This window comes from Staphylococcus sp. IVB6240 (genome assembly GCF_025558425.1).
In the GTDB taxonomy this organism is placed as follows: Bacteria; Bacillota; Bacilli; order Staphylococcales; family Staphylococcaceae; genus Staphylococcus.
The window spans coordinates 1,275,389-1,295,947 of record NZ_CP094718.1 but is presented as its reverse complement, the minus strand read 5'-3'; the positions used below and the strand labels follow the sequence as shown (position 1 = coordinate 1,295,947).

At 34.3% G+C, this 20,559-nt stretch carries 21 protein-coding genes and 1 pseudogene; 3 read left to right on the top strand and 19 right to left on the bottom strand.

Annotation, left to right across the window (positions count from 1 at the left end):
• Positions 1-199: 199 nt before the first annotated feature.
• Both cspA and MUA88_RS06360 read right to left on the bottom strand, forming a co-directional pair.
• Complete coding sequence (gene cspA, locus MUA88_RS06365) at positions 200-400, bottom strand: cold shock protein CspA (protein WP_015900294.1); 201 nt, start codon at positions 398-400, stop codon at positions 200-202.
• A 166-nt stretch (positions 401-566) separates the two neighbouring features.
• Complete coding sequence (locus tag MUA88_RS06360) at positions 567-875, bottom strand: DUF1033 family protein (protein WP_262603354.1); 309 nt, start codon at positions 873-875, stop codon at positions 567-569.
• 304 nt (positions 876-1,179) lie between these two features.
• On the opposite strand from MUA88_RS06360, the gene MUA88_RS06355 reads away from it, so the two are divergent.
• From MUA88_RS06355 to MUA88_RS06345, 3 genes are read left to right on the top strand one after another with little or no spacing between them, the layout of a single operon-like run.
• Complete coding sequence (locus tag MUA88_RS06355) at positions 1,180-1,452, top strand: acylphosphatase (protein ID WP_262603353.1); 273 nt, start codon at positions 1,180-1,182, stop codon at positions 1,450-1,452.
• Positions 1,453-1,466: 14 nt separating this feature from the next.
• Positions 1,467-2,114 (top strand): 5-bromo-4-chloroindolyl phosphate hydrolysis family protein, encoded by a 648-nt coding sequence (locus MUA88_RS06350; protein WP_262605243.1) that lies wholly within the window; start codon positions 1,467-1,469, stop codon positions 2,112-2,114.
• Positions 2,098-3,279, top strand: coding sequence for a toxic anion resistance protein (locus MUA88_RS06345; RefSeq protein ID WP_262605242.1), 1,182 nt, complete (start codon positions 2,098-2,100; stop codon positions 3,277-3,279). Before MUA88_RS06350 ends, MUA88_RS06345 begins: the two co-directional genes overlap by 17 nt.
• Positions 3,280-3,337: 58 nt before the next feature.
• Here the strand turns inward: MUA88_RS06345 and brnQ3 are convergent, their stop codons facing one another.
• The 17 genes and pseudogenes from brnQ3 to msrA form a co-directional block, all read right to left on the bottom strand.
• A complete protein-coding gene (brnQ3, locus tag MUA88_RS06340; protein WP_262603350.1) occupies positions 3,338-4,684 on the bottom strand; it encodes a branched-chain amino acid-like transporter carrier protein BrnQ3 in 1,347 nt (448 codons plus the stop codon).
• A gap of 211 nt (positions 4,685-4,895) precedes the next feature.
• A complete protein-coding gene (locus MUA88_RS06335; protein ID WP_262603349.1) occupies positions 4,896-6,785 on the bottom strand; it encodes a vWA domain-containing protein in 1,890 nt (629 codons plus the stop codon).
• Positions 6,786-6,797: 12 nt separating this feature from the next.
• A complete protein-coding gene (locus MUA88_RS06330; protein ID WP_262603348.1) occupies positions 6,798-7,595 on the bottom strand; it encodes an ATP-binding protein in 798 nt (265 codons plus the stop codon).
• A gap of 126 nt (positions 7,596-7,721) precedes the next feature.
• Complete coding sequence (locus MUA88_RS06325; protein ID WP_262603347.1) at positions 7,722-7,925, bottom strand: DUF6501 family protein; 204 nt, start codon at positions 7,923-7,925, stop codon at positions 7,722-7,724.
• Positions 7,926-8,092: 167 nt separating this feature from the next.
• The gene (locus MUA88_RS06320; protein WP_262603346.1) at positions 8,093-8,335 is read right to left on the bottom strand and encodes a hypothetical protein; all 243 of its coding nucleotides are present in this window, start codon (positions 8,333-8,335) and stop codon (positions 8,093-8,095) included.
• Positions 8,336-8,567: 232 nt separating this feature from the next.
• The gene (sucB, locus tag MUA88_RS06315; protein ID WP_262605241.1) at positions 8,568-9,797 is read right to left on the bottom strand and encodes a dihydrolipoyllysine-residue succinyltransferase; all 1,230 of its coding nucleotides are present in this window, start codon (positions 9,795-9,797) and stop codon (positions 8,568-8,570) included.
• A gap of 13 nt (positions 9,798-9,810) precedes the next feature.
• Positions 9,811-12,600, bottom strand: coding sequence for a 2-oxoglutarate dehydrogenase E1 component (locus MUA88_RS06310; RefSeq protein ID WP_262605240.1), 2,790 nt, complete (start codon positions 12,598-12,600; stop codon positions 9,811-9,813).
• A gap of 87 nt (positions 12,601-12,687) precedes the next feature.
• Positions 12,688-14,061, bottom strand: a complete 1,374-nt coding sequence (locus MUA88_RS06305; RefSeq protein WP_262603343.1) for a sensor histidine kinase — start codon at positions 14,059-14,061, stop codon at positions 12,688-12,690.
• Positions 14,058-14,735, bottom strand: coding sequence for a response regulator transcription factor (locus MUA88_RS06300; protein ID WP_262603342.1), 678 nt, complete (start codon positions 14,733-14,735; stop codon positions 14,058-14,060). Before MUA88_RS06300 ends, MUA88_RS06305 begins: the two co-directional genes overlap by 4 nt.
• 272 nt (positions 14,736-15,007) lie before the next feature.
• The gene (locus MUA88_RS06295; protein ID WP_262603341.1) at positions 15,008-15,625 is read right to left on the bottom strand and encodes a phosphatase PAP2 family protein; all 618 of its coding nucleotides are present in this window, start codon (positions 15,623-15,625) and stop codon (positions 15,008-15,010) included.
• Between the two features lie 10 nt (positions 15,626-15,635).
• Positions 15,636-16,706, bottom strand: a complete 1,071-nt coding sequence (gene murG, locus MUA88_RS06290; RefSeq protein ID WP_262605239.1) for an undecaprenyldiphospho-muramoylpentapeptide beta-N-acetylglucosaminyltransferase — start codon at positions 16,704-16,706, stop codon at positions 15,636-15,638.
• A 15-nt stretch (positions 16,707-16,721) separates the two neighbouring features.
• Entirely contained in the window at positions 16,722-17,225 is a 504-nt protein-coding gene (locus MUA88_RS06285) for a GNAT family N-acetyltransferase (RefSeq protein WP_262603339.1), read from the bottom strand.
• Positions 17,226-17,232: 7 nt separating this feature from the next.
• On the bottom strand, positions 17,233-18,663 hold the full coding sequence (locus MUA88_RS06280) for a S41 family peptidase (protein ID WP_262605238.1): 1,431 nt from the start codon (positions 18,661-18,663) through the stop codon (positions 17,233-17,235).
• Positions 18,664-18,863: 200 nt separating this feature from the next.
• On the bottom strand, positions 18,864-19,085 hold the full coding sequence (locus tag MUA88_RS06275) for a YozE family protein (protein WP_262603337.1): 222 nt from the start codon (positions 19,083-19,085) through the stop codon (positions 18,864-18,866).
• Positions 19,085-19,588 (bottom strand): PTS sugar transporter subunit IIA, encoded by a 504-nt coding sequence (locus MUA88_RS06270; RefSeq protein WP_262603336.1) that lies wholly within the window; start codon positions 19,586-19,588, stop codon positions 19,085-19,087. Before MUA88_RS06270 ends, MUA88_RS06275 begins: the two co-directional genes overlap by 1 nt.
• A gap of 15 nt (positions 19,589-19,603) precedes the next feature.
• Positions 19,604-20,032 (bottom strand): peptide-methionine (R)-S-oxide reductase MsrB, encoded by a 429-nt coding sequence (gene msrB / locus MUA88_RS06265; protein WP_262603335.1) that lies wholly within the window; start codon positions 20,030-20,032, stop codon positions 19,604-19,606.
• Positions 20,025-20,552, bottom strand: a pseudogene (gene msrA / locus MUA88_RS06260) (peptide-methionine (S)-S-oxide reductase MsrA). The gene msrB and the pseudogene msrA overlap by 8 nt, the downstream one beginning before the upstream one ends.
• Positions 20,553-20,559: the final 7 nt, after the last annotated feature.

Below are 20,559 nucleotides of genomic sequence, written 5' to 3'. Positions count from 1 at the left end.
ACTTGGAGTATTTATTGCGTCAAAGGAGGAATATTTAATGAGGGTGTATCAAAATTTTCTATATTTAAATAGCGTCTTCTATCTCTTTTAGGGACTCGAATATACTTTGTTGCTACTGTTTCAATCATTCAATAAATGCAAAAAGACGAACACATGGGATGTGCTCGTCTTTTTGTTAAGTCAACATTGCATCTATTTATTATAGTTTAACAACGTTTGCAGCTTGTGGGCCGCGGTCGCCTTCAACTACTTCAAATTCAACTGCTTGACCTTCTTCTAATGATTTGTAACCTTCTTGGTTGATAGCTGAGAAGTGTACGAATACGTCGTTTTCTCCTTCAACTTCGATAAAACCAAAACCTTTTTCAGCGTTAAACCATTTAACTGTACCTTGTTTCATAATATGTGAAACCTCCAAGACTAAAATTCAATATGCGCTATTCGCATATTACAAAAAATACTCCATTATCATCAATATTTTTTGCAATATGGAATAATGCAATTGCTTACATTCTATTATAAAGTAAGGCGGTATCATTTGCAATACAGAAATTAAAATTTTATATTCAATTTATTAATGGCATATTTAAATAAATTTCTTTATTTTTTCTCACAATAAAACTGTAAAAAATTTGAAGATCTTCTTCACAGTCTTCACAGTATTGTATATCACAATTGTTATAAAAAGCGTAGATATTATGCTTTCCTACCAAATGATTACAATAATGTTCTTTCGCTTTTTTTATTGTTGACTCGTACGCTTTAAAAAAAGCGGCATCGTTTGAAAATGTTTGTGTTTCAACGATGTGTTCTGGCCAGTCATCAAAAAGCCACCAACCTTCGTAGTCTGCACGAATTTTAATGAGTTCCCACATGAAAATGTCCTCCCAATTAGTACTGACGTTTTAAATCGTTATGTGTTAGTAATGCGAAAAGTCTTTTTTCTAACCTACTCAACAAGTTAAGACTTTTAGCAGTAAAAATCAAGTTTTTGAACTTACAATCCCTTTATTTAAAAAAGAAGTATAACTTCTGATATTTGCCTATTTTGAGAAGTATGGTGGTTTTGTTTGAAAACGATATTTAATAAAAATAATTGTACAAAAACCGGTGTGATATTCTTAAATATTAGTGTTTTATATCAAAAATCCGTATACTTATAGTAAGAGGTGATACAAAATGAAACGTTACTTAATTAATGTTCATGGTCGTGTACAAGGTGTTGGCTTTCGTTATTTTACTGAACGTCTTGCTTTGAAATATCATGTGACTGGATCAGTTCAAAATGTGAATGATTTTGTTGAAGTGATTGCGCAAGGTGAAGATAACCAAATTGAGATGTTTGTGCAAGCAGTTATCAATGGTGCCTCCCCTGCTTCATCTGTGAAAAAACATCAAATTGAAGAACTAAATATTGTACCACACGAAGAAAAATTTAAAGTATTAGGATAAAGGAAGTTATCACGATGAGATATAATTTATCGCGCATATTCGGTGTTGTTGTCGGAATTCCTGTTGCGACAATATCATTCTTCGCAAGTTTATTTGCGTTGGATATACAAATGATATTTGATGTATTAATAGGTGGAGGAGGATTTGTCTTAGGATATGTTCCCACTCAGCGATTAACGTCTAAAAATTATTTAAACGAATTAGGTTTATCACGTAAAGACTACCGCTATATTCATCATCAAATAAATGCGGCACAAAGTAAAATTAAACGTATTTTCAAAGCTTTTATAAAAGTTCGATCTATTCAAGACTTCAAATTAGTCAATGATATTTATCGATTGACCCGTACGATTAATCAAATCGTGCGAGAAAAACCAAACCAATTTTATCAGATTGAAAGTTTCTATTATTCGCATATTGATCATGCATTGAATTTAGTAGAAAGTTATACACACTTGGCTAAAATGCCGATGAAATCAGCTGCTGATCAACAAGCCTTACATCAGACACGCATCACATTAGAGGAAATCAAGCGTACATTAATTGCAGATCTTAAACGTCTGAATGAACGTCATTATAATCAATTAGACACAGAGATGAGACTATCAAAACTATATTTAAATGAAAAAGAGCAGGAGCATGCTAATGGAACAAAACAATAAGACACAAACGACGACAGGTCATCCTTTAGACCAATATTTTAATTCATTTGAGCAAGGACCTGTTAGTCAAGAAATGATGCCTTCAGAAAATGAAAATGTTGAAGTGACAAAACCTCAATTTTCAGAGCAAGACAAACAAAAAATTGAGATGTTGGCAAAGGAAATTGAACCATTAAATAATAATAGTTTAATGCAGTTCGGTTCAAATGCACAATCACATCTTTCAAGTTTTTCGCATCAAATGCTAAATAATATTCAGTCAAAAGATATTGGCCCTATTGGTGATACACTAGAAAGCTTAATGAAAAAATTGAGAGAAGTAGATCCAGAAGAATTATCGCAAAAGAATGATAATCTTTTAAAGAAAGTTTTTAGAAGATCTAAATCATCTCTTCAACAAGTATTCTCACGTATGCAGTCTGTCAGTGCACAGGTTGATCGTATCTCCGTTGAACTCGATAAAAATAAGTCTGAATTGATTAAAGATGTGGGATTACTTGACGATTTGTATCAGCAAAATAAGGATTATTATGATGTATTAAATCTTTATATCGCAGCGGCAGAAAGTAAAAAAGAAGATTTAACGCAAAATGTACTGCCTCAATTACGAGAAACGGCACGAACATCAGACAATCAAATGGCTGTACAAGATGTGGCGGATATGGAGCAATTTGTTGATCGATTAGAAAAACGCATCTATGATCTTCAATTATCACGTCAAATCACCTTGCAATCAGCACCACAAATCCGAATGATTCAAAACATTAACCAAGCTTTAGCTGAAAAAATTCAAAGTTCAATTTTAACGAGTATTCCATTATGGAAAAATCAAATGGCAATTGCCCTAACGTTAAACAGACAAAATAAAGCAGTCACTGCACAAAAACAAGTGACGGATACAACCAATGAAATCCTCATCCGAAACTCTGAAATGTTGCGTCAAAATGCGCGAATTACAGCTGAAGAAAATGAACGTGGCATTGTTGATATTGAAACATTAAAAACAACACAAGACAACATTATTCAAACAATTGAAGAAACACTACAAATTCAAGCAGATGGACGTCAAAAACGTCAACAAGCTGAGAAAGACTTAAAACAGTTAGAGCAAGATTTACGATCACGTTTGGTTACAGCTCAAGATCAACGTAATGACTTTAAATAATATCAAACAAAGTAAAAGGCCCTGCACATCATATCGATGGCAAGGCCTTTTCTGTTAGCTATTCTTTTTCATAGACAATGATATTTGATGATTTCACGAAAGCACCAATAGCGTATGCAATTAATAATGTAATCACTGCAATTGGGAACCATTCAAGTGAATATTCATGGAATGGTAAGCTTTCAATGAATGGCATTTTGATCCAGCCATTTGTGTTGAATACACTTAAAATAGATTCTAATGCAACAACAGCAACTGTAATTTGTTGTGTAATGCGACGAGTTGGTACAAAACGTGCAATTAAAATTAATAATACAGTTGTAATCGCTACTGGATAAATAATTAACAATACTGGGATTGATAATTGAATCACTGAGTTTAATCCTAAGTTTGATAATACAAAACTAATTAAAGTAAAGATAATAACATATGTTTTGTATGATAATTTAGGAAGAATACTGTGGAAGTATTCACTTACTGCTACAACTAATCCACATGCAGTTGTTAAACATGCAAGTGCTACGATAATACCTAATAAGTATTTACCAAATGCACCATAACCAGTTGCTGCGATTGTAATTAATAGATGCGCCCCAATATTTTGGTTGTTCTCTGTTAATTGTTTCATTGTTTCTTCACTAATGATCATGTGATTACCGATAAATCCTAATGAGATATAGATAAAAGCAAGTGCTGCAGTTGCAATAATTGCTGATAATGCAGTTTGCTTGAAGATTTGATCAGCTGTTCTGATACCTGTTGCTTTAACTGCGTTTACAACGATCATAGAGAATGCAATCGCTGCGATAGCATCCATTGTTAAGTAACCTTCAGTAAATCCTTTTGTAAATCCTGAAATGTTAGATTTATATACTTCTGGATCAGCTGAAGAACTTGGGTTGCCACCAAAATCAATAAAACCTTTAACGATCATAGCAAGAATTGTGATAAGTAAAAGCGGTGTTAAAATCGCACCGATACGGTCTACAATTTTACCAGGATTAAAACATAAGTATAATACTACAATAAAGTAAATTACTGAGAAAACGAATAACCAAAGTGGGCTACTAGAATTGATGATTGGTGTAATTGTCATCTCAAATGATGTTGATGCTGTACGTGGGATAGCGAACAATGGTCCGATTGTTAAGTAAATAACAACAAGGAATACCACTGAGAATGCAGGATGAATCTTGTTGATTGCCCCAATATACCCTTCTTTATCAAGTGCCCCTACAACTACACCGAGTAAAGGTAATCCGATACCAGTAATAACGAATGCTATTATAGATGGCCAGAAATATTGTCCACTTTCTAGACCTAAGCTAGGCGGGAAAATTAAGTTACCAGCCCCAAAGAATATTGCAAATAACATAAAACCAATGACTAAAGTGTTCTTGTTCATTTTTCTTGTTCCTAAACCTTCCTTTTTAAATTTATGACTCATTTTATCACAATAAATTTTGTTCGTCTATAAGATTTCTGAAAATTTTAAAAGTATTCTGACATACAATAAAGTTTTAAAGGGATAAAAACTTATTTCGTGATAATTTTACTCACAAAATATGTTTTTATCCCTTTGTTTGTATAAAATACGTATTTTATATCATCAATTTTTAAAAAGACTTCAACAATAATTTCTTTAAAAGTGGTGATAATTGACTTGGTAAATGCTGAACGCCTTCTACAAAAATAGCATAAGGTCCATAAATGTTATGAACAGTTTGTTCAATGGCTTCTGTTATCGTTTCTTGACTGAGGAATACATTGAATACTTCAATTCCTAATTTACGTGACATTTCTACGGCTTCGTAGGTATCTAAAATACCATCTTGAGCATAATTAAATGCAGAAGGTTCGCCATCAGAAAATACAATAAGGAATTTTTGTTTTTCCGAACGTGTCAGAAGACGTTCACTGGCAATACGAATTGCGACACCGTCTCGGTTATCATCTTGTGGCGTCAAGGACATAATACGTGGTGCTTCAGCTTGATAAATAGATTGATGATAATTGATAATTTCATCAATGATGTTTGGTTGATCATCTTCATCTGAGTCAAATGCATCTTCAGTAAAAGCAAGGATTTCATGACGAACATTCAATGCTTTTAAAGTCTCGTGGAATAGAACAACCCCTTTAATTGTTTCATCCATTTTATCATGCATACTTGCAGATGCATCAATTAATAATGTGAAAGTTGCATCGAATGACTGACTTTGATCGGCTTTTTTATAAAACAATTTATATTGATCATCTATAAACCAATTCACGAGATTACGCTGCAAGCGACCTTTTGTCAGGTTCATTCGCATATCTTGGAATTCGCGGTCTATCGTCTTTTTGATAATATGAATTAAATCTTTTGTTTCATATTGTACATCTGTTTGAACTTGGCGATATGCCTCTGTATATTGTGGTAAAATAGTTGGTACATTCCACTTGATACGTACATTGGCATTAATACCTGTTAAACCTAACAGACTAGATGATGGGCCTTGTGAGCCGCCTTCTTCATTTTCTAAAGTATCTTGAGACCCTTTCCCTTTTTTTGATATCATATCTGTCATATCATCGGAACTGTCACCTTCACGTGCGGTGTCATTGTCGCTTAATGCTTCGCTACTTTCACCTTCATGTAGTTCTGTCTCTAAGTAGGCACCACCTGCTGTATCAGAATCGGCAGACTTAGACTCAATTTCTTCTGTTTCAACGTCACCTTTTTCGTCTGTTTGACCATCTGTTTGTGCCGCATCCATACGCTTAATATCATCTAATGTTAAATGATCCAGCGCTTTATATACATGACGTGGAATATGATAATATTCATTCAACATATCATCTTTAAGCCACTCGTCTACTTGGAACATGATGCGTTGTGTTAAATACATGGCTTCTTCACTTGTACGAATATTGAAGAAATCCGGCAAATATTGATACATGCGTTCCAATACTGGATTGATTTCTGGATGAATGTCCGGTACTTCAAAAAAGTTTTCCGTTAAGAAAGAGCGTTCTAAATTTAAGAAGAAAAGATCCGTATACATCGTTTTAGTTTGATAGAAATTGATTTGAGTCTCACAATATTGTAAACGCATCTGTCTACGTACGTTAATCAATTTAGCGGTACGTGGACGTTCATTAATAATAAGGTTTAAGACACGCATTTCTTCAATTAATTTAAATAATTGACGGTATAATTTTGGATGTTGAAACCCTTCTTCATTTAAAATGACCTCATTAACAATTTGTGGAGACATATTGAAATAACTATAAGTTGCCAATAAAATATCCGTTTTTAAGCCTGTATGTTCAATTTCTTCAGGTCGATGTGACCAAAATGAACTACAAATGACTTCATTATTAATGGCATCATAATAAGGGAATTTATGAATTTTCACTTGAGTATCTTCATTTTTTAATAATAACCGTGCAAGGTCTTGTAACATCATGACTTTCATTGCGTCAAGTTGTTCGTCGTTGAATAGAATAAAGCGATCGCTCATTGGTATCACCCTCTAAAAGTTCAGTTCTACAGCATTTTTAACAGCTTGTTGTTCACGCTCATCTTCTAACTTATCGATAATCGTACGTTGAATGGCACGTTCAATCGGCATCACTGTTGCAAGGTCACTCATATCGATTAAGGCACGAATACTAGCTGCTTCTTCAGATAATTGTCCTTGTTGCGTCATTGTACGTAAATCTTCGTTAAATTTAATGATTTGGTTGATTAATGTATCATCTTGCAATAAACTTTGTGCTTTAATAACTTGATGTAATGTATCACCATCGATATATTCAACATTAATCACAACAAAACGGTTTTTCAATGCTTCGTTCATTGGTAAGGTACCTACGTATCCTTCATTGATTGCAGCAATCACTTTAAACCCAGGAGCTGCTTTGATCACTTCGCCAGTAAATGGATTTGTAAGTTGACGACGATAGTCTAAAACCCCATTTAAGATTGGTAATGTTTCAGGCTTAGCCATATTAATCTCATCAATATATAAAATATGACCCTCTCGCATTGCTTTGATAACAGGACCATCAATAAACACAATTTCTTGATGTCCTTGTTCTGAAGTTTTAATGGTTTTAAAACCTAAAAGACTTTCAGCATCTAAATCGACAGAACAGTTAATTTGATGCATAGGAATGTTCGTTGTTTCACTTAATGTTTCTGCTAATCTTGTTTTTCCTGAACCTGTAGGCCCTTTTAATAAGATATTTTTATTAAGGCTGAATAATTTTTCAGCATCTCCAAAAACAGTTTTATCTGAGTTAATGTAACCTGTGCTTAGTTGAGTCATGTAGATCACCTTTCGAATAATAAGATTTATCGCGCTAAAAATAAGTTTTTAAATGATGACAAACATAAGAAAAAAGCTGATAGTACCGTTGTACATCGCTTTTTTCATTCATCACACTTATAAAGTTTAAACTTCTTCAAAATATGTTTTGTAGTAACCACCAACATGTCCTGAATTATCAATGATTTGGTAATATTCTTCTGTTTCATTGACCACATCATAGACGTTATCAACAGTTAACATATCACTAACTGTAAACTTTTTGGCGTTTGTATGTAATACTTTCACTTTTTTAATTGGTGTTACTTCTTTCCAATTTTCGTGTAACATTTGCTTCACCCTCTTAAATTCAATCATTATTCATTATGAAATAAATTATTTACTTTGTCCATAACAGATATACATTGAAATATTTGTTATGGACAAAATTTAATGATTCACTTAATCCTCTATATTATAACGAATTTCCTTTTTATTGTAGCTGTATTTGCTTATAGCTATTGGAAGAAAATACCAAATAGAATAAAGACGATACCAGCATAAAAATAAATAGCACGTTGCTTACGGTTTTGTAGGACATCAAAGCCATATAATACAACGAGGCCTAAGCCAATCGTTTGAAATACTGGCCAGTAGTTTGTTAAACCAAATAAACTTGTCAGGATAAAAATAAAATTGATCAATATGATTAAAACACCTACAGATAATATAGGAACGAGTAGCTTTTTATTGATATTCATTGAAGTGATAACTCCTCTAGTTTATTAAATATAGCGTAACATATATCTCGCCTCCGAAAAAGCATACTTGTTATTTATGAAAAACTGGAGATAAAAAACTCAAACTAAGGCAACAAATACGATGTATCAGTTTTCAATATCCTCAAAATACACATTTCTTCAAACAATAAAAAAAGGCAGAAGTGCCAATTTTCATGGACACTTCTGGCTCGAAACGAATATGAGCTATAAATTAAGATTCAAGTAATAAATCTTCTGGGTTCTCAATAAGTTCTTTAATTGTTTTTAAGAATCCTACAGCTTCTTTACCATCGATGATACGGTGGTCATAACTTAATGCTAAGTACATCATTGGTCTATTTTCAATTGTGTCTTTATCAATTGCAATTGGACGCGTAATAATTGAGTGCATACCTAAGATTGCAGCTTGATTACCATTAATAATTGGTGTAGACATCATTGAACCAAAGATACCACCATTTGTGATTGTAAATGAACCATTAATCATATCATCTAATGATAATTTGTTATCACGTGCTTTTGCAGCTAAGTTTGCGATTTCTTCTTCAATCTCAGCAAAGTTTTTCTTATCGCAGTCGCGCACGTTTGGTACTAATAAACCACCCGGTGTTGAAACGGCAACGCCGATATCATAGAACTGGTTCGTTACCATGTATTCGCCGTCGATTTCAGCGTTTACTTCAGGGTATTTCTTCAATGCAGCAACTGCAGCTTTTGTGAAGAATGACATGAAGCCAAGTTTTGTACCATTATGATCTTCCATGAATTTTTCTTTTTTACGTTTACGAAGTTCCATAACATTTGTCATGTCAACTTCATTGAATGTTGTTAACATCGCTGTGTTGTTACTTACTTCTAATAACTTACGTGCAGCTGTTTGTTTTCTACGATTCATTTTTTCACGAATCACTGGTTTAGATGGATTTTGTGGCGCAGCTGGTTTTTCAGCTTTTTTCTCTTCTTTCTTCTCAGCTGGTTTGTTGCCACGTTCTACATCTTCTTTGCGTAAAATATCGCCTGATTTGGCGCTTACTTCTGCTAAGTCGATACCTTTTTCACGTGCTGCACGACGAGCAGATGGTGTTGCATTAACGCGATCATTTGAAGAAGTTGATTCTTCTGTTTCTTTTGATGGCTCAGGTTCAGACGCACTTTCTTCTTTTGCAGCTGGCTTATCATCTGATTTTTTCTCGGCTGGTTTTGCACCGCCTTCGCCAACGATTGCAATTGCTTGCCCCACTTCTACAGTATCGCCTGCTTCAGCAAGTAATTCTTGAATCGTACCTTCTTCTTCAGAAACGACTTCAACGTTTACTTTATCTGTTTCCAGTTCTAAGATTGCTTCCCCTTTTTCGACAGTGTCGCCGACTTCTTTCAACCATTCAGCAATGGTACCTTCTGTAATTGATTCTGCTAATTCTGGAACTTTTACCTCTGCCATTTTAATATGCCCCCTAGATATTTAAGCTATTTTCAATAATTTTATTTTGAACAATTTTATGGATTTCGCCATCGCCTTCAGACGGTGCTGCACGATGTGGTCTACCTTCATATTCAAGTTCGTATTTATCACCAACGATGTCATTAAGTTTTGGATAAACGAAATGCCATGCCCCTTGGTTTTGAGGTTCTTCTTGTACCCAAGCAACTGTTTTAAGATTTGGTAATGTTTCTAAGAACTTAACAATCTCTTCTTCAGGGAATGGGTATAATCTTTCAACTGCTACAAGTGCAATCGCTTCATTTGGTTCTTTGCTTAATGCTTCTTTTAAGTCAACAAGCATTTTACCAGATGCAAGAATGACCTTTGTCACTTTTTCTGGATCATGTGTGCCTACTAAGATAGGTTCAAAACCACCAGATGTGAATTGAGAAATAGGTTGTGCGACTGTTTTATTTCTCAATAAGCCTTTTGGTGACATTAATACAAGTGGTCTCATTGCATCAGTACCTAGACTTGCTGCTTGTGCACGTAACAAGTGGAAGTAGTTGCTTGAACTTGATAAGTTACAAATTGTCATATTGTTTTCTGCTGCAAGTTGTAAGAAACGCTCTAGTCGTGCTGATGAATGTTCTGGACCTTGTCCTTCAAATGAATGTGGCAACATGAATGTAAGTCCTGAACGTTCGCCCCACTTCGCATTACTTGAGAATATAAAGTTGTCGAAATACATTTGTGCCATGTTTGCAAAGTCACCAAATTGTGCTTCCCAAATGTTGAAAGATGAAGGATTTTCAACATTGTAGCCATATTCAAAACCAACAACTGCTGATTCAGATAATGGTGAATTGTGAATGTAGAAAGTACCTTTTTGATTTGGTACATGTTGTAAAGGAATGTGCACTTTATTGCTGTCTTGGTCATGTAATACAGCATGACGATGACTGAATGTACCACGTTCACAGTCTTGACCAGTCATACGGATTGGTGTGCCTTCTTGCATAACAGATGCGAAAGCAAGTTGTTCTGCATGTGCCCAATCAACAAGACCTTCTTCACTTTCAAATGGTTTACGACGTTGTTCTAAAATACGTTGTAATTTACCAAAGATATTGAAGTCTTCAGGGTAAGTGAGCATTGCATCATTGATTTCTTTTAAACGATCATATGAAAGTTCAGACTCATTACTTGCTAATGGTTCAGCAATATTTTCTGGTCGTTCCATTTCAGCATTATCGTTTTTATTACTTTTATCAATTTGATCATGTGCTTGACGCATTTCTTTTTGTACGTCATCCATGATTGCTTGCATTTCGTCTTCTTTTAGGACACCCTCATCAACTAATTTTTTACCATAAATCACTTCTACTGTTTCATGTTTCTTGATGTTTTTATATGGTAATGGGTTTGTTAACATAGGTTCGTCCATTTCATTGTGACCAAATCGACGATATCCAACGATGTCAATGACAACGTCTTTATGGAATGTTTTTCTGAATTCCATTGCAATATCAATGGCTTCAATTGTTGCTTCAACATCATCCGCATTGACGTGCATAATTGGAACATCATAGCCTTTAGCGACGTCTGTTGCATAAGTTGTTGAACGGCCATCTGTTGGCTCTGTTGTAAAGCCGATACGGTTATTTGTGATTAAATGAACAGTACCACCCGTGCTATATCCTTCTAAGCTACCCAAGTTCATTGTTTCAAAGTTAACACCTTGACCTGGATAAGCAGCATCACCATGAACAATAATAGGTACTGCGCGGTTGTAATCAGACTCAAGTTGACCTGACTGTTCAGCGTAGTCTTGTGCTGCTCTTGTACGTCCAGTGACAACTGGCGCAACAATCTCAAGGTGACTTGGGTTGTTCGCTAACGTAATTTGTTGATCAATACCGTGAGTTTGGATTTTTTTAACGCCACCTAAATGATACTTCACGTCACTTGTCCAACCAGAAGTGAGCGTTAAGCTACCATCTTCTGGTAAAAATGCCATTGGATCAGTGTGCATGAATTCAGAAAGCATCATTTCATATGGCTTTTTCAAAATATGTGTTAGCACATTTAAACGACCACGGTGTGCCATACCAATTTGAATATTAGCAATTTCATTTTCAGCTGCACGTTTAATGATTTGAGCAATCATTGGTACAAGTGCGTCAACGCCTTCAATTGAGAATCGCTTTGCACCAACGAAGTTTTTGTGAAGATATTTTTCAAATCCTTCAACATGTGCTAGTAATTTGAAAAGTTCAACTTTCTCATCATCATTCAAGGTCGCTTTATATGGTGTTTCGATTCTGCGCTTCAGCCATACACGCTCCTTGTTATTATTAATATGTGTATATTCAAAAGCAATAGATCCTTTATATCGCTTTTCCATACGCTGAATGGCCTCAAAAGCATTTGGATAAATGTCTTTAAAATGATCTGAGACAATCTCAGCTGGAATTTTTTCAAGTGTTTGTTGATCCAAGTTAAAATCTTCAATGTTTAACTTAGGAATATTCGTACGTTCTGATCTGTTTACTGGATAGATATCAGCTAGTAAATGCCCATATTGTCGAATATTATCAATCAAGCGCATAACACGTTTAATTGTGTTATCCCCTGAGCTCGATTGTGTTGATACGTTTGAATAAGATGTGTTGTCATTTTTAATTGTGCCGAAAAGCACTTGTAAATCTTCAGATACAGAATTAGGATCTTCTAAATATTGATCGAAAAGTTCTAACATTAATCCTAAGTTAGCCCCAAAATTTACAGGCGCTTCACTCACCTGTTTATCGTTTTTCATAATCCACCCTCCACAGAAAGAATAAAAACGCTTACAAGTAAATAATAGCATTAAATTGTGAACATTTAAAGGCAAAAAATGGTTATTTTAATGATGTTTCATAGAATTAAAACTGATCGTAAATATTGTGTACGACCCTTCTTCACTATTCACAGTAATGTGACCGTCATAGAGCTTAACCATTTTCAATGCAATAGATAAACCTAAGCCATTACCACCTTGTTGTCGTGAACGAGATTTATCAACGCGATAGAAGCGATTGAAGATATGTTCTTGGTCTTCTTTTGGTATGCCCATTCCGTGATCTTTTATTTCGATAAGGACCCGTTGATTAATATGTTTTGTTTTAATACAAATATGACGATTCTCTTGATCATATTTAATCGCATTATCAATGAAGATTAATAAAATTTGTTCAAGATGAAATGCATTCATATTGAGATAAATGAAATCTTGGTTTGTTTCAAATTCAAACTGATAATCAGGATGAATTTGTTTTAATGAGTTCAAGCGATTTTTAATTTCTAAATTCACATCAACTTGTTCAATTTGATTTTCTATAGATTTCGGATCATCTTTTGTTAAGAGAAGTAATTCTTCAACCAACTTAGTAATACGATTCATTTCTTCAAGTGAAATTGTCAATGATTCTTCAAGAACGGCTGGATCTTTTTTTCCCCATCGCTGAATCAAGTTTAAGTGACCTTGAATAATTTGTAAGGGTGTTCTCAGTTCGTGTGATGCATCTTCAACGAATTGACGTTGTTGATTAAACGCATCTTCCAATTTCATCATCATACTATTAAAGTTATCAATTAATGCATCCGTTTCTTCATAACTTGTTGGCACTTCTAGCTTTTCTTGGAATCCATTGCGTCTAATCTGTGTCATTTTATCTGTAATGATATTAATAGGCTGTGTAATTTGAGCCGAAAAAGCATAACTAATAGTTGCTGTCACAAATAATGCAATAAGACCAAAAATAAGTGCAAGATATGTAATGAAGTTCAGGAGATCATCAAATACATCGAGTGGATGTATGATGGTTGAATAACCTTTAAAGTGATTTGTATGAATTGGATTTGATACGATAATAAATGAGCCTTGGCTGTTTTTAATGATGCGTACACTGCGGTCTGAAACCTTTTCGAATTCAGGTATAAACTGAACATCTGAAGCATTTTCATTTTCCATAATATGTGTGCCATTACGATCATATAAAATCACTTTTTGATGATTGGTTGTTACCGAACTAAAATCTAATGGTGTTATATCTTTTAAAGGCTTGTTAGCAAGTAGCTGATAAAGTTCGTCTGCACTGTGTTCCGCATCTTCCAGTTCATGCTGTTTTAATAAGCTACTGACAGCATAAATAATTAACAGACAAAATATAAAAATAATTAAAAAGGTAATGACCGTCGTGACAAGTGTCCATTTTGTTTTTAGTGTCGGTTGTTTCATTGACGTATCACATACCCTACGCCACGAACTGTTTCAATAATTTTCTCTTTTTGAATGGCTTTTAATTTATTGCGCAAATATCGAATATAGACATCGACGACATTTGTTTCAACTTCTGAATCATAGCCCCATACGTGATTTAAAATTTGTTCACGATGCAAGACATGATTTTTATTTTCTGCAAGGACGAGTAGTAAGTCAAATTCTGTTTTTGTCAGTTCTATTTTTTGCTCGCCATATGAAACGTGAAAAGCACTCTTATCAATGACGATACCACTGACTTCAACTATGTCTTTTGAACTATGTTGATCATCAGAAGAACGTCTCACAAGCGCACGCATTCTCGCTAATAGTTCTTCAATTTCAAAAGGTTTCACAATATAATCATCGGCACCATAATCAAGTCCTAGAACTTTGTCATATATTTCCCCTTTTGCTGTAATCATAATAATGGGTGTATCTTTTTGCTTACGCAGTCGTTTGCACACCTCTAATCCATCAATACCGGGTAACATCAAGTCTAATAAAATAATATCAAAGTCTTGTTGTAATGCTGTGTTTAAACCTGATAGCCCATCATTTTTAATTGCCACTTCATAATTTTCGTGTTTCAATTCAAGTTCAATAAAGCGTGCTAAGTTTTGTTCATCTTCAATAATTAATACATTTTTCATGTTGTCACCTCATCTATAATCATAAGTCATAATATTTATTTGAGAAAGTTAAAAAATCTAACTTTCTAATTGACAATTATTCTCAATGAGTTATAATGTAATTGAAAATGATTATCAATCACAACGATTCCCCCCACACTATTCGTTCTAACGATTGAGTCATTTTCAAATAATATCCCCTTTTATATGCCCGTATAAAAATTTCGTTGATATTAAATTAAACTTATAAATAAAAGCCGTTGCACTGACATGTTGCAACGGCTTTTATTTGATTAGGAAATATTAAGAGGTTTTCTTAAAATCATCTGAGTGAAGATTACAAAGAATAAGCCACCTAAAATCCCTGCTAAAATATCTGTTGGGTAATGAACACCTAAATAAATACGTGATGCACAAATTAATAAGATCATTAAAATTGAAAACACCATCATAAAAACTTTTGACTTTCCTTTTAAAATTCTAATAGCAATGTAGAGGAGACTACCAAAGAAAGCCGTTGATCCCATTGCGTGGCCACTAGGAAAGCTGAAGCCTGAAATATCAATCAAACGCATGATACTAGGACGTTCACGATTAAAAATATGTTTTAAAATCGGATTTGTTAAACCAGCAAGAATCATAGTAAGTGCTATATAAAGTGCTTCAGTTCGATAGCCATATTTCATTAATAACAACACCATCATTGTTGTTAAGATGGCCATACCTATCACTTCTCCAATATGTGTAACCACAAGGAATACCCATGTCATGACATCACTATGCGTTGAAAAAATCCATTTATAGACATGATCATCAATCCATACACCTAAGTCAGATGTATGGAAAAATGCGATGAATACAAATAACACCATACAAATAAACATACATAATATTCTTTTCCACTGTGTCATGTGTATCTCCTTATGATAGACCGTCATGGATGATTTTTTCTAGTAATGCTTCTTTCGTATAGCTTTCTGTAAATGCTTGCATACGTTCAATAAGTTGTTCTCTTGTTTGTTCAAGTCCCTCTAAAGAAGTCGTCATTGTCGCTTCTGATAATGTCGATTCATCAATAGTCATCGCATAACCTTGTTGCGCAAAGTAGTTTGCATTATCAATTTGATCGCCACGAGATTGATCTAACCCTAAAGGAATTAAAAGCATTGGAATGCGCAGGGTTAAAAACTCATAAATGGCATTTGAACCTGCACGTGAAACGACTGTTTCTGTGATGGCTAATAAGTCCGTTAATTCATCAGTCACAAATTCATATTGGATATAGCCTGGTTTTTGAATTTGATCATCTTTTAAGCCTTTGCCTGTTAGATGAATGACTTGGTATGTTTCTAATAAATGATCCAGTTCTTGTCGAAGCGTTTCATTTATTTTTTTACTTCCTAAACTGCCACCCATGACAAGTAATGTTTTTTTAGATGCTTCGAATCCTGTTAAAGCATAACCACGTTCTTTGCTTCCATTTTTTAGATCTTCGCGAATTGTTGCGCCTACAAAGACTCCTTTATTTTCAGGAACATATTTTAAAGTATCTTCAAAAGTCGTATAGATTTTTTTAGCAAACTTCATGGCAATTTTATTCGCTAAGCCTGGTGTAAGGTCAGATTCATGTACGATGACAGGAATGTTCAATGACTTTGCTGCTAGGACAACAGGCACTGAAACAAATCCACCTTTTGAAAAGATTAATTGTGGTTTTTCACGTTTTAAAATTTTACGTGCATCTAGAATTCCTTTTAAAACTTTAAAAATATCTTTTACGTTTTCTTTTGAGAGATAACGACGTAACTTTCCACTAGAAATTGGATAATAAGGCGTATCTGGTAATTGTGTTGTGATCATTTCACGTTCAATACCTTCTTTAGATCCGATATAAATCGTTTCATATCCTTTTTCTGAAGCGGCTGGAATTAAACTTAAGTTTACGGATACATGACCGACTGTGCCGCCACCTGTAAATGCGATTTTAACCATATTCTCCCTCTCATTCTAATTCAATATTTTGTAGTATGCATAAAATGGTTCACCTTTATCAAAGGGGAAAATATCACTTTGCATTTCCCCTATTTTGATAAAATGATGTTTCCTAAAAAATTTTTGAGCACGTTGATTTTTAGAAAATGTATCTGTGAGTAATGCTGTCATTTGTTGTTGTTGCGCATTTGAGATAGCATAATCCATTAATATTTGTGCAGTGCCAGGATAGCGTGAGGATGCGACAAGTCTGTGAATGACTAATACATGTTCTCTATTAAGTGGCCAATCAAATTGATCATACCATTCTGGCATATCACGATTTTTGACGATAAATCCTTTAATGATATTGTCTTCATCAAGAACATATAACGCTTGTTCATGAATATCTTTTTTAAAGTCTTCTAATACGGGATAGTTTGCATCCCATTGTGGATTATTATCTTGTTGCATTAATTGTTTGGCTTCTTCTACTAAAAAATGAATCTGTTCAATATCTGCTAAAGTGGCAAGTCTCATATTATCATCACTCTCCTATTTTCTTGAGTGTAAGATCTAACATGACATCTTCTTCAGTTGATTTGTTCACCAGTTGTTCAGTTAGTTTTTCGTTGGTTTTACGATTGAATACCCCATCAGATTCCACTTTTTGATCTGATTGGAAACTACGCACTGCCTCTTCTAATGTAGAATCAAAGTTTTCATTCATTTCGCCGACATCGTAACCGAGCGCATCGAGTCCAGTTTTAAGTGATTTAATATATTCAGATTTATCTCCAACTTTGAAAGTTTTATCTGACGGAATGACTTTCATATTTTCATATGCTGCTCCTTTTATTTCAACATCTGGTTTAATGCCCTTTTCATGAATATAATGGCCTTTCGGTGTGAGCCATTTCATTTCAGTAAATTTTAATAGTGAGCCATCGCTGAACTCTCTTGTTGTCTGAACAATGCCTTTACCAAATGATTTTTCGCCATATACTTTTGCGATACCATGATCTTTTAATGCCCCTGTAAAGACTTCTGAAGCACTAGCAGAACCTTCATTCATTAAGATACCGACATCAAGTTTTTCAATACCTTTGAGGCGTGCGTGATCTGTTGTAATTTGACGTGTTTGCTTGCCTTTTTCAAGTTGGACAACTGTTTCACCTTTATCAACAAAAATATTCGCCATATTGACAGCTTCATCAAGTAGTCCACCTGGATTATTTCGTAAATCAATTAAAATATGTTTGGCACCTTGTTTTTGTGCCTTTTCAATAGCAGCTTTTAATTCATCAGAAGTGCCTTCTTGGAATTTATTGATTTTAAAGACATGTGTTTGGCCATGTTTCTCATGTTTAACACTTTCTACATGAATGGTTTCTCGTTTAATTGAAAATTCTTTTTCATCGCCATTACGGTTAATTAATAATTTAACAGTGGTTCCTTCTTTACCTCGAACTTCTTTAACAATTTCAGTTAATTGTTTCCCTTTTACAGGTTTTCCATCTACAGCAATGAGTTCATCTTTTGGTTGAATACCCGCTTTTTCTGCAGGTGATTCTTTGATTGGGCTGGCGATATAGATTTTTTCATTTTTTTGTTCCATTTCAGCACCAATTCCGACAAAGTCACCAGAGACATCTTCATTGAATGATTTTGTTTCTTCAGTTGACATATATTCTGTATATGGATCTTTTAAACTTTTGGTCATCCCTTTTATCGCATCTTCAAGTAATAATTCTTTGTCTTTGTTTTTATAATAATCAGTTGCAATTACTTCATAGACTTCACCGAGTTTTTCAGCATTTTTTTGAATACTCGGATCCGTTGAAGTGTTTTTCCAATACCATAAGATCGTAAGGATGATCGCAGCTGTAATGATGATGGTGAATAGAATACTTATGACAACATATTTCAGTGGAACATAAGTTGTCGTTCCAGATTTTTTTGATTTAAATGGTTTCATGTTTCAGCTCCTTTTTAATGAATCGCTAAAAGTGGAAGATGTTGATAGGAGCCAATTATTTTAGTCCGTATTGTAATGATGGTTATTTCGCCATCCTGTCATAAGCTTTATATATGTATGCCTCAAAAAAGGTTGGGACATGATTCATATCTCAACCTTTCTTGAATACTATTTGCAATGTGACAGGATGAACGTGTCAATTAAAACTGAAGCCACTCTTGATACTCTTCATACAAGCTATCAAATACAGAAAGTGGTAATGAATAAGTGCCTTCTGTTTCAATATAATTTGATAATTGATCAAAATCCGTTTCATATTTTGGAAAATCAAGATCTTGGAATATCATTTCAGCAAATGCACCTTTATCATCTCGTCGTCCTCTTACTGTCAAAGCAAATTGATAAAATGAGGCATCTTTCATTATTTCACAGTCACATCAAATACAAGTGTTTCGCCTTTTTCTAATGTCGTCACATCATGAAGTTGGTGTGATTCTACGTGATCAGCGAAGTTTGTAATAATGATTGGTGAGATAGTAGATTTTGCATTAGCATTGATATAATCCAAATCAAACGTAACAAGTGTATCACCAACATTTACACGATCTCCACTTTCTACGTGTGTTTCAAAGCCTTCACCGTTTAATTGAACAGTATCTAATCCGATATGAACAAGAACTTCTAAACCATTATCAGCTTTTAAACCAATCGCATGTTTTGTTGGGAATACATTATCAACAACACCTTCAATTGGTGAAACGACTTTCCCTTCACTAGGTTGAATACCGAAACCATCACCCATCATTTTTTGTGCAAATACTGGGTCTGGAATATCTTCTACTTTCACATATTCACCTGTGATTGGTGCATATACTTTAATATCTTTACTCGCTTCATTGCCTTTTCCAAATAACTTTTTAAACATGACGCTCACTCCTCTTTATTTATCAAACAATTTAATTGTATCGCCATAACCAAGTGCTTCTAATTTTTCATATGGAATGAATTGAATCGCTGCAGAGTTGATGCAATAACGTAATCCACCGCGTTCTTTCGGTCCATCATTAAAGACATGGCCAAGGTGGCTATTGCTTCCTTCTGAACGAACTTCAGTACGCAACATACCAAATGATTTGTCGACAAGCTCAATGATTTCATCGTCATTGATCGCCTTAGAGAAACTTGGCCAACCACAATCTGATTCAAATTTATCATCTGAAGTAAACAATGGTTTACCTGAAAGTTTATCGACATAAATCCCTTTGTCATAGTGATTCCAATATTCGTTTTCAAATGGTGGTTCAGTGCCATCTTGCTGTGTCACAAGATACTCGATATCTGTTAAATCTGATTTGTCTTTTTTAATCATGCATATCCCCCCAATGTTTCTCTATAAATGCTTTTCTGCCTGAACCTTTTTGATACTGTTCATAATGTGCTGGATTTTTAAGATAATAATCTTGATGATGTGTTTCAGCTGGATAAAAATTCTTATAAGGTTCAACAGGCGTCACAATTGGTTTATCAAAAACGCCTTGTACGTCTAGATTTCTAATCTTCTCTAGCGCAACTTGTTGTTGATCTGAATTGTGATAAAAGATGACTGGGCGGTAACTGTCCCCTCTATCGAAGAATTGCCCTTTATCATCTGTTGGATCAAATGTTTTAAAGTAAATATCTAAAATTTCTTCATATGATATCACATCAGGATTATAAGTGATTTGTACAGCTTCTACATGACCTGTTGTATTAGAACATACTTGCTCATAAGTAGGATTTTCAACATGGCCACCACTATATCATGAAAGAATCTCTTCAATACCATCAAAAGATGTGAATGGTTTAACTAAACACCAAAAACATCCGCCTGCTAATGTTGCATATGCCATAGCCATC